The organism is Cupriavidus necator (genome assembly GCF_040578825.1).
Lineage (GTDB): Bacteria > Pseudomonadota > Gammaproteobacteria > Burkholderiales > Burkholderiaceae > Cupriavidus > Cupriavidus necator_E.
On the sequence record NZ_JBEFLI010000124.1, the window covers coordinates 1 to 10,598 of the forward strand.

8 protein-coding genes and 4 pseudogenes are annotated in these 10,598 nt (G+C 61.6%); 2 read left to right on the plus strand and 10 right to left on the minus strand.

Translation table 11 applies throughout. The annotated features are described in order from the left end of the window. Positions 1 to 1,199, plus strand: a 1,199-nt coding sequence (purT, locus tag AB1I47_RS32475) for a formate-dependent phosphoribosylglycinamide formyltransferase (RefSeq protein WP_354687763.1), incomplete at its 5' end; no start/stop codon positions are given. A 3-nt stretch (positions 1,200 to 1,202) separates the two neighbouring features. Here the strand turns inward: purT and AB1I47_RS32480 are convergent. Both AB1I47_RS32480 and AB1I47_RS32485 read right to left on the minus strand, forming a co-directional pair. Continuing rightward, positions 1,203 to 2,531, minus strand: coding sequence for a mechanosensitive ion channel family protein (locus AB1I47_RS32480; RefSeq protein WP_354687764.1), 1,329 nt, complete (start codon positions 2,529 to 2,531; stop codon positions 1,203 to 1,205). 96 nt (positions 2,532 to 2,627) lie between these two features. Next, positions 2,628 to 2,945, minus strand: coding sequence for a DMT family transporter (locus tag AB1I47_RS32485; protein ID WP_354687770.1), 318 nt, complete (start codon positions 2,943 to 2,945; stop codon positions 2,628 to 2,630). Positions 2,946 to 3,063: 118 nt separating this feature from the next. Between AB1I47_RS32485 and AB1I47_RS32490 the strand changes: the two genes are divergently transcribed. Next, positions 3,064 to 3,972 carry a LysR family transcriptional regulator gene (locus AB1I47_RS32490; RefSeq protein ID WP_354687765.1) on the plus strand — a complete coding sequence of 303 codons (909 nt, stop codon included), beginning with the start codon at positions 3,064 to 3,066 and terminating at the stop codon, positions 3,970 to 3,972. 68 nt (positions 3,973 to 4,040) lie between these two features. Here the strand turns inward: AB1I47_RS32490 and AB1I47_RS32495 are convergent. From AB1I47_RS32495 to AB1I47_RS32530, 8 genes and pseudogenes are all read right to left on the minus strand, one after another. Then, positions 4,041 to 4,385, minus strand: a pseudogene (locus AB1I47_RS32495) (hypothetical protein); the annotation flags it as partial. Next, positions 4,318 to 4,621 (minus strand): annotated as a pseudogene (locus tag AB1I47_RS32500) (IS4 family transposase); the annotation flags it as partial. The pseudogenes AB1I47_RS32495 and AB1I47_RS32500, both read right to left, overlap by 68 nt. A 75-nt stretch (positions 4,622 to 4,696) precedes the next feature. Beyond that, positions 4,697 to 4,828 (minus strand): annotated as a pseudogene (locus AB1I47_RS32505) (IS4/Tn5 family transposase DNA-binding protein); the annotation flags it as partial. A gap of 120 nt (positions 4,829 to 4,948) precedes the next feature. Beyond that, positions 4,949 to 5,443, minus strand: coding sequence for a hypothetical protein (locus AB1I47_RS32510; protein ID WP_354687766.1), 495 nt, complete (start codon positions 5,441 to 5,443; stop codon positions 4,949 to 4,951). Continuing rightward, positions 5,443 to 9,135 (minus strand): hemagglutinin repeat-containing protein, encoded by a 3,693-nt coding sequence (locus tag AB1I47_RS32515; protein WP_354687767.1) that lies wholly within the window; start codon positions 9,133 to 9,135, stop codon positions 5,443 to 5,445. The genes AB1I47_RS32510 and AB1I47_RS32515 overlap by 1 nt, the downstream gene beginning before the upstream one ends. Before the next feature lie 37 nt (positions 9,136 to 9,172). After that, the gene (locus AB1I47_RS32520; RefSeq protein ID WP_354687768.1) at positions 9,173 to 9,733 is read right to left on the minus strand and encodes a hypothetical protein; all 561 of its coding nucleotides are present in this window, start codon (positions 9,731 to 9,733) and stop codon (positions 9,173 to 9,175) included. Between the two features lie 47 nt (positions 9,734 to 9,780). Continuing rightward, positions 9,781 to 10,228, minus strand: a pseudogene (locus tag AB1I47_RS32525) (transposase); the annotation flags it as partial. Positions 10,229 to 10,292: 64 nt separating this feature from the next. Further along, positions 10,293 to 10,598: group II intron maturase-specific domain-containing protein (locus AB1I47_RS32530; RefSeq protein WP_354687769.1), on the minus strand; the 306-nt coding region annotated here is incomplete at its 5' end.

Here is a 10,598-nt window from a genome sequence, read left to right on the forward strand (position 1 = left end):
CCCTCGGAACCCCTCTCTCCCCCTCCGCCACCAAAGTGATGCTGCTCGGCTCCGGCGAGCTGGGCAAGGAAGTGCTGATCGCACTGCAGCGCCTGGGCGTGGAAACCATCGCCGTCGACCGCTATGACAATGCGCCCGGCCAGCAAGTGGCCCACCACGCGCGCACCATCGCGATGAGCGATCCCGGCCAGCTCAAGGCGCTGATCGAGGCAGAGCAGCCGCACCTGGTCGTGCCGGAGATCGAAGCGATCGCTACGCCGATGCTGGAACAGCTGGAAGCCGCCGGCACCGTGCGCGTCATCCCCACCGCCCGCGCCGCGCGCCTGACCATGGACCGCGAAGGCATCCGCCGCCTGGCCGCCGAATCGCTGGGCCTGCCGACCAGCCCGTACAAGTTCTGCGATTCGCTCGACGAGCTGCAGGCCGCCATCGATGGCGGCATCGGCTATCCGTGCGTGGTCAAGCCGGTGATGAGCAGCTCCGGCAAGGGCCAGAGCAAGATCGACGGTCCCGACGGCGTCAAGGCCGCATGGGACTACGCCATGGCGGGCGGGCGCGTCAGCCACGGCCGCGTGATCGTCGAAGGCTTTATCGATTTCGACTACGAGATCACGCTGCTGACCGTACGCGCTTGCGGCGCCAGCAGCAAGGTGGAAACCCAGTTCTGCGCGCCGATCGGCCATGTGCAGGTCAGCGGCGACTACGTCGAAAGCTGGCAGCCGCAGCCGATGCATCCCGCCGCGCTGGAAAAGGCCCAGCGCATCGCGCAGGCCGTCACGTCAGACCTGGGCGGCATGGGGCTCTTTGGCGTGGAGCTGTTCGTCAAGGGTGAGGAGGTGTGGTTCAGCGAGGTCAGCCCGCGCCCGCACGACACCGGCATGGTGACCATGGCCACGCAGTGGCAGAACGAGTTCGAGCTGCATGCGCGCGCCGTCCTTGGCCTGCCGGTCGACACCTCGCTGCGCAGCCCCGGTGCCAGCGCGGTGATCTACGGCGGCGTGGATGCGCAGGGCGTGGTATTCGACGGCGTGGACCAGGCGCTGCGCGTGCCGCAGACCGAGGTGCGCCTGTTCGGCAAGCCGGAGAGTTTTGTCAAGCGCCGCATGGGTGTGGCGCTGGCCTATGCGGACGATGTCGACACCGCCCGCACCCGAGCCAAGGAAGCCGCCAGCCGCGTGCGTCCGCGCGCGGTCGGCTGAGAATCAGACCGGATGGCTGCCCACGGTGGCGTGGCCGGGCACATGCTGCACGGCTGCATGCGCCGCCGCCACCTGCGCCGCGGCCAGCACCGGGGTCACGCGCGCGCCGCTCAGGTCAGCGCCTGACGGCGCCTGGTACAAGCGCAGGCCCAGCTCGGGCAGGATCGCCAGCAGGTGGTCAAAGACATCGCCCTGGATGCGCTCATAGTCCATCCACGCCGTCAGCGCGGTAAAGCAATAGATCTCCACCGGGATGCCCTGCGAATCGGGCTCCATCATGCGCACGTTCAGCAGCAGGTCGTGGTGGATCTCCGGATGCGCCTTCAGGTAGGCGATGCCATAGACGCGAAAGGTGCCGATATTGGTCAGCCGGCGCCGGTTGACCGGGTCGCTGCCCGCGGCGATCAGCAAACGGTTGGCCTCGTCGACCTCGGCCTGCTTCTCGGCAAGGTAATCGTGCAGCAGCCGGAAGCGCATCAGCGCATGCACCTCGTGGTCCTCCAGGAAGCGCACGCTGCCAGCGTCCAGTCGCAAGGTGCGCTTGATGCGCCGGGCGCCTGACTCGAACATCTGCCGGTAGTTGCGGTAGCTCTCCGAGAACAGCTTGTAGGTCGGCACCGTGGTCACGGTGTTGTCCCAGTTCTGCACCTTGACCGTATGCAGCGCGATGTCCTTGACGTAGCCGTCGGCATTGCACTGCGGCATCTCGATCCAGTCGCCGATGCGCAGCATGTCGTTGGACGTGAGCTGCGTGCTGGCCACCAGCGACAGCAGCGTGTCCTTGAAGACCAGCAGCAGCACCGCCGACAGCGCGCCCAGGCCCGACAGCATCCACAGCGGCGAGCGGTTGATCAGGATCGACAGCACCAGCACCGCGCACACCAGCCCGAGGCCAAGCCGTCCGATCTGGATATAGCCCTTGATCGAACGCGTCTGCGCCCGGCGGCTGCTGGCATAGACGTCCTGCCAGGCCCCCAGCACGCCACCCATCATCAGGAAGAAACTGATCCACATGCCGGCATGCGCCAGCCGCTCCACCAGCAACGCGTAGCGGCCCATATGCGGCACCTCGCCGACGCCGACGGTGATCACCGCGAATCCGACCGCATAGCCAAAGCGCCGGTACGCGCGATGGCGCGTCAGCGCCTTGCTCCACGGCGCCTTGCCCCATACCGCCAGCAACCGATGCGCGATGCGCGACATCACATGGCCGAACAGCCATTGCGCGATCACAGCGATCAGCACCAGCACCAGCAGGTACAGGGTTATCTGCGCCCACGGATGGGCCGGAATACGTTGCTGGAACAGCTCCAGCAGGGCATCGAAATTCATAGAGGGGGCGACGGTCAGCCGGTCATTCGGGCAGATAGTGTACAAAACGTGCCCGCAGTCTCGGGGAAACTGTGAATTCGTCCTCCCTCTGGGAATTCAAGCTGGCAGCAATTTCAGCCCGCCAATTCCCACGAAAATCAGCGCAATCAGCACCAGCCGCATCGGCGCCGCACTCTCACCCAGGAATACGATGCCCACCACCGTCACCCCGATCGCCCCGATCCCGGTCCACACCGCATAAGCCGTCCCCACCGGCAGATGCCGCAGCGCCGCGCTCAGCAGGAAAATGCTGGCCAACGCCGCCCCGATCCCCAACGCCGTCGGCCCCGGTCGCGTCCACCCGTCCGTGTGTTTCAGCGCCAGCGCCATCACGATCTCGATCAGTCCTGCCAGCCCCAGTAGCACCCAAGCCATCGCCATGTCTGTTCCCGTGGTTTCTGCGCCCGGCACCCGTTGCCTGACCCACGCTGCCACTGTAGGCTGTGCGGATCAGCACGAGAATTGCCAATTTTTGCGTAGGAGCTATGCAGATATGCAGGAAGCGGACTGGGACGACCTGAAATACTTCCTCGCAGTGAGCCAGTCGGGCTCCCTGGCCGGCGCGGCGCGCGCGCTCCACGTCAACCACTCGACGGTGCTGCGGCGCCTCGCACGGCTCGAGGAAGTCCTCGGCACCCTCCTGTTCGAGCGCCACCCCACCGGCTATGCAATGACCGCCGCCGGCGAAGCGCTGGCCCATCGCCTCGCAGGCGTCGGCGAACAGATCGACGCGGCGCAGCGGCAGTTGTCGGGGCTCGACAGCCAGTTGAGTGGGCCGCTGCGGGTGACGACGACCGACACGCTGCTGGGTGGCTTGCTGATGCCGTTGTTTGCGGAGTTTCGGGCGATGCATCCGCGGATCCAGTTGCAGATCGTCGTCAACAACAGCTTTCTGAGCCTGAGTCGGCGCGAAGCCGATGTGGCGATACGGCCGGCGAATGCGCCGCCGGAATATCTGGTGGGTCGCCGCATCGGGCGACTGCAAACGGCGCCGTATGCGTCGCGGCGTTACCTGGAACAGCTCGGACTGCCTGCAGAAGCGGATAACCCGCTGCTGTCGGACTGGTCAGCCTATGACTGGGTGGTGCCGGACGACGCGCTGTCACATCTGGCGCAGGCGCGATGGGTGCGCGACCACGTTCCGGAGCACCGGCGGGTCGTCAGTGCCGACAGCCTGGTGGCGATGGCGGATGCCGTGCGGCATGGCATGGGGGCCGGGATGTTGTTGTGTTTGCTGGCGGGGGATGACCCGGAACTGGTGCGGCTGGCGCCGGCGGATGGGGGGATGGATACGGATTTGTGGGTCTTGACGCATCCGGATTTGCGGCACAGTGCTCGGGTGAGGGTGTTGGGGGATTTTCTGTATGAGCGCGTGCGTGCTTCGGACTGGCTGGTTGCGTAATGCCGAACGCTAGCGGATATGGCTATTCCGGCTTCCACTGAACAATATCGAGCGCTTTCAGAGTGAACAAATTCTGCAGCTGCAAAATTATTCTCTTCTGCCAGATCATAGGTCACGGGCGGATCGGCACCATTCCAGATGCAATCCAATCTTGCTTCAAATCCAGGGCTGTGCCAAATATCGCCTTCCATGCGAGCGATGACCAAACCATGGTCGATAGCGGTTTTGCAGATGACAATGGCAGCATCTGCAGCGACCTTCATTACAACGCTTCCACCAAGATCGAAAAAATCGCTCGCCAGTATGTAGCGTTTTTGAGGGTCAATATTCATTTCTGGTACCTTCGGGCGGGCTTTTTTGGCGAGCACGTATGCCCCCCCGAATCTGGTCGGCGTCGAAGAACAGTGACGCATCCAGATCCGGGCAGGTTCTGCCCAACCGCATCAAGCGGGCAATGCGCCACGCCACCACCATATACAACGCCAAGGCCCGCTCCACACGATCCATGTGCGATAGCTGTAGCGCTTCGACCTTGCAGCTGGTCTTCAGGACATGGAAGAACATCTCCACGGGCGTCCTGCGCTTCTCGGTTCGTCAACAAGCGCCAAACCACTGGCTTGATGCCAGCGGGCGCTCCGATCTCCCTGGCCTCGTCCCGCCAATCGATCTGCTCATTGCCCAGAAACCGATACGCCGCAATGGTGTGCGACCAGTCTTCGCATGCGCCAGGAATGCTCGCCGTAGGCAGGCTCGCAAACCGCTTGAGCAACTCTTTGGCCCGTCGATCCCGCCGCGGATCACCAAGATCCAGACTCTCAAATTCCTCGTCCACCCATGCCCCCGACTCGTTGCCCATTGCCGCTCGAAAATCCGAGAGTAAACGCGAGTCTGCGGATGTTTACAACCCCTTTCCCCAGAGTTTTCGCGCATCAGCTATCCCGCCCCGCTGCGTTCTACTTCTGTATAAGGAGATGCGCTAGAGCCTCTCCTTGAACGCTCTTTCGAGGTGAAGATAGAAATCGGGAAGGTCAATCAAGAACTTGACGTACTGGTCAGGATGCTCGATGGATACTTCATATCCACAATGCCCAAGGCCGACATAGATAGCTGGCACGCTGCGGCTACCGCGTAGTCCAAAGCAAATTTCATGGCACTCTCTGTACTCAAAAATATCATCAACTAAATCGTCCTGATCATCTCCCAAATTCTCATAAAATAGCGAAATGGATTCGGCGATGGAGGAACTCCGAGGAACATATTCCGGCAACTTCCGCGTGAGAATTTCCTCCTTGTTCGCCAGAAACCACCGAACAAGCTCCATCGCATCCCATCGAATGGAAAGGATCTGATGCTCTTCTGCGCTCGCGGACCGAACACCAAGCGTGATCAGCGCCGGTAGGGAATCCGCTGAAAAACCGAGGGACTGAGGCAGCTCACCGGCCTCAACCACGCGAAGGAATAATTCATTCATCATTTACCCTTGACAAGCTTGTTATATTCCGCCTTGCTTAAATCGCCTCTATTAACAAATTGCCGGAGAACGCTAGCAGGCGCCTCATTTCCCGGAATCGGATAGCCATGCCATCCACCGGCGTTGTCTGGTTGAAATTCATATACCTTTCCATCACTCACACCATATCGTTGCTTTCCGCCTTGGATCGAGTCACCCAGAATTTGCTGTGCGCGAGCGTCATCGAGATCCATTGGCGTACCCCATCCGCCGGCTTCGTGTTTGGGACTCGATACATATTTCGGAAGTCCTCCTTGTTGGCTCTGGTCCGAGTTTCCTGCGCTAATAATCGCGCCTAGGCCATCCAACACCTGTATCGGTATCGAAATCGGGTGCCCAATTGCCTTGCCAATGGCATCCAGCACATCCTTAAGGGGCTGAATGAAGGGCAACGACTTGATCTGATCGGACTGATCCGGAGTTCCGGTCAGCGTACTCTGGTCTCCATCATATGCCGGCTTACCCGGCGTCGCGTGCGGCTTCCGGGGTTCGCTTGGCGTTGGCGGAACACCAGCTCCCTGAGCAGGATGCATTGCCCAGTTGTACTCCACGCCGAGGCCACCAACCGCTGCCGCCCCTCCAACATCCTGCCTCGTTCCTCCAGCTACGGCTCCAGCTCCTGCCGCAACAATCGTCCCGGCAAGCTGTACCAACGCCTCACGGTCCTGTTTAGACAGTTTCTGCAGGTCCGGATTACCCGCTATTTGTTGCCCCACCAGTTCGGCCGCCAGCGTAGCGGCAGAATCCCCTGCCGCGCCAGCAGCGAAGTCGCCACCCATTGCTTTTGCCAGCAACCCTCCGACGACGGCATGCAAAGCAACCTTTACTTCCGTAGGTTGCGCCCTACTAAGCGTCCCTACCGCGTCATACACCATCGGCGCCAACTGCTGCGCCACCTGGCTCGTCAGCTGGTTCAGCTCCTGCTTGTCCTTGACCTTCTGCGCATCAAAGATCTTGCCGATGCTCTGGTTTGCGTTCTCCGTCTCGCGATTCAGGCTGGCGATGCTTTCTTCAGCCGACTTGCCGGTCCTCCACAACTGGCCAGCGTTGTCCGTAATCGTGACCGTCCCGGCTGCAATCCCGCTCTTCGTCACACCAGATGCGCTGCCATCGACAGGCTTCTGTGCGTTGCCGGCCGCTGTCGCTCCGATGCTGTTAGCCAGGCCTTGCAGCAAGTTGGTCTTGCCTCCCCAATCCACATGTGCCGGCTGCACAGGTCCAAGATTTGGATCGCTGGCCTTTACACTTTCGCCGCCGCTGTAGCTGCCCACCAACGTCGACGAGCCGCTGCTGAACTCCGCCTTGTTCTCGATATCGCTGGTAGTCAAAGTGCCAGTAGTCAACCGGTTCCTGTCCGCATCACCCGTACTGGCAAGCACCCCGCCCTTCAGGTCCGTATTCCCCTTGACGTCAACATTGAAGCCACCCTTCCCGGCATAGAGCCCGCTCTGCTCCTGGACCGAGCTGTACGTACTGTCGGTCTTGCCCTGGTTCACGTTCGCATTGGCGTGCACGGTCGTGCCGTAGCAGAACGGCGGCACGCAAATACTTGCCTGCATGCCGGAGGATGACTCGCGCGCGTGGTAGGTCTCGGTGTCCGGCCGGCTCTCAATGTTGAGGTCCCGGCCGACGGTACCGTCGATCTCCTTACCGATGAGCTGGGCGCCCTTCAGGTTGGTGTCACGACCGCTGACCACGGTGACCTTGTCGGTACCGGTTACATGCGAGTTGTGGTTTGTCACGGACTCGCCGTTGGCCTTGGTCTTGTTCTGGCTGGCGGCCAGCTCGAGCGTGAAACCGTTCTGGTCGCCACCCAGCCCGAAGCCCACGCCGATGCCGGCGTTGCTGCCCGAGCTGCGGCTGTCCTGGCTCGAGCGGTCCTGCGCGCTTTCCAGGTTCACGTCGCGTGCGGCGCTCAGCGTCACGGTCTTGCCTTCGATCTGCACGCCGTGCCCGCTGACGTCGCCATCGGTCGCGTAGCCGTCGGCGCCCTTTTGGCCCGAGCCCTTGGCGACGATGGTGACGGCGTTGCCTGCCTTGACCGTGGTGCCTTGGTGGCTGTTCGACTGTGTGTGCGATTCGCTGGTGGTGCTGCCCCCGCCGATGCGGGCCGTAACCTTGACTGCCGCCGTGGGACTGGTGCCGCCGCTGGTAACGGTCTGGATGCCCTGGATCCCATTGGTAATCGCCAGCCCGGCCTGCACGCCGTAGAGCGTTGCGACGCGATTATCCTTCTTCTCTTCGACAGCCCGTGCTGCGTTCTCCACGGCTTGCACGGCATTGACGGTGTACCCCGACAACGCCAGCGTCGTCCCATACTGGCTGACGCGGTGGCTCTCGTTCTGGCTGGCCGTGTCCGCGCCCGGATCCAGAATGACGTTCTTGCCGATCATCGTCACGTCGGTGCCGGCCGGGATGTCGTCGCCACGTGCGGTGATATCTTCCCCGGCGTTGAGCGTCACACTGCCGTTGCGGCTTGCGATCTGGCTGCGGATGGTGTTCTGCGTGGACTGGTTGGCGTCAGCATGGTGCGATTCACTGCGCACGCCGACCGTTCCCGCATAGCCGGTGCCGCCCAGGTCGCCGAGCTGCCGGCTGGAGCTGTCGGAGCGCTGCGACAACGTGTCTTGCCCGGACAGGATGTCGATGCGTCCCTTGTTGGCCGACAGGGCCACTTCCTTTTCCGCGGCGATGCCGCTGCCGGCAACGGTGATAGCGCCGGTCTGGGCCCTGATGCCTACCGTAGTGCCAGTCACCACCGTGGCATTCTGCTTGCTGCTGGCAACGTCGCCACTGCTGTTGGACTTCTGGTTGCCGTAGGGCACCATGCCCACGCCGCTGTTGTGGGTCCCGCCGCCGATATGGCGCGCGATATCGCCCGGTGTGGGCGCCGCGCTGCTGAGCTTCCAGCCGCTGCTGCTCGCGTTGTTGGATTCCTGGTAGGTATCGGTGGAGGCGCGCAGCGTTACGTCGCGTGCGGCGTCTAGGATGGCCGCGTCGCCAGCAGTGATCGTGCTGCCGGATGCCAGGATGTTGCCGTCGATTGCCTTGCCGCCGGCGTCCTTCTCGCCGTTGCCGGTGGCGCGTATGCGCACGCTACCGGCCCCGGCCAGGCTGCTGCCGCTGCTGGCAATAGCCACGCTGGACGACTGTGCGCTGCTCTTCTGACTGCCGATACTGACATTGACCTGCGGCAGGGTCAGGCCCGAAGCGCCCAGTTCTTTCATCACGCCCATCGCGCGAGAGACGGCACTGGGGTTCTGTTGTGCGCCTTGCAGGTTCTTCACCGTATCCAGGGGCGTGCCTACCACCGCCACGGACAGCCCGCTGGAGCGGTTGCGCTGGCTGGCGTCCTGCTGGATCCGGTCCACGCGTTCGGCGATGATGACGTTCTGCGCCCGGATGTCGATATTGCCGGTGGTGGCCTTGTCTGCGTTCGGATCCTTGCGTCCCGCAATCACATCGCTGCCGACGATCGCCGCATCCTTCCCGGCGGTAATCACCACATTGCCATTGCTGGCGCCCACCACGCTGCGCGCATCGCTTTGCGTAATGGCCAGCGTATGGCTGGATCCGGACGCCTCGCTCTTGCCCAGACCGATACCGATGCCGCCCTGCCGGGCAAAGCCTTCAAGGAATCGATAGTGCCTCACATCTCTTTCATGTGAAGGCGGCCGCTTATCGCGAGCACTAGAACTGGATCGATACCAATGGCGATTGATCTATTCCAACTCCTTGCTTAATGAACATTTCTTCCAGCTCTTTACTAAACAGGGGGTCTAATGGGCTATCCCAGTCAATCTGATGTCGCTTGATCAGATCAATACACTTGTCTGTCCCGTACGCTTGCAGTTCCAGCCAATAACCTGGATCTAATTGCAAGGGCGGCGTTTTCGCAAGAGATTCATACAGCTTTGGAAGGTTCCGTTCAATTTCACCAACCCATGTGATATCCGCAAGTCCACATGTAATAAGGCGATAGAGGAAATCAAGCGCAGCTTGCCACCGTTCCCGCGTGGGAATCGAGTGCTGATGTTCCAGCGAGGCTAGCAGGCTAGCCAATGGGATATCATCTTCAGACATAAATTTCATATCCCACTGATATGCGTGAAGCAACTGCTCTTTGCTAAGATTCATGGCTTTGGTGGGAATTTCAATTTTAGGGAATCGCTGATCAATGAGGTTTGCGCTTGATGTTGCACAAGCCAAGGACTTCAGCTTTCGCAATGCGGCAGAGATGGGCCGATTCAAGCCGTCTTTCTCGCGTTTCGCACCTTTCCTGGCCGCGCTTGGCGCGCTCAGGACGCATTGCTCCCCTCTGAGGCCAACAACAGCCTCCTGGCGAACACCAGATTCGCCAAACCAAACAGGCTGAACAACTGCGCCGTGTTCTTGACCAGGCCCTTGTAGCGAACCTTGCGATGACCAAACAGATTCTTGATGACGTGGAACGGATGCTCGATCGACGGCGATCAGCAAGTCCTTGACCGCTCCGTCACGCAACGCCTTGATTTTGCCGCGCTTGACGGCCACCTGCCACTTCACGGTCTTGCCTTGCATCTCCTCGCGCTTGTCCACGCCCGTGTAGCCCGCGTCGCCGAACGCATGCTCCTCGTGGCCATGCAGCAAGGCATGCGCCTGCGACACGTCCGACTCGTTCGCTGCAGTGCCCACCACGCTATGCACCAGCCCAGAGGCCGCATCCACGCCGACATGGGCTTTCATCCCAAAGTGGTAAGTAGACCCGGGGAACCGCCCCCCGAGCCTCTCGCAGAACCGTACGTGACACTCTCGCGTCATACGGCTCCCGTTATCCAGCCGGTTGCGTAACCACACGCCAGTGAGCGAACAGCATCGGGTTGTTATGGCGCATCCTGTCCAGCCATTCGGCACTTCGTCGCTTGCGCCTGTGCAGACCCTTGTACTTCCGTCGGGCCCAACGCTCAAGAGCGCAGTCGATGTGCTGGAAGATGCGAAGCATCGCAGTCTTGTAGAACGCGCCATAGTAATTCCACCACTCGTGTATCACTGGGTTGTACAGTCTCGCCACATCGGCAAGGGTTACATGGGTCTGGCGATTGAGTCGCCAACCCCGCACTGCCTGCCGCATCCGCTT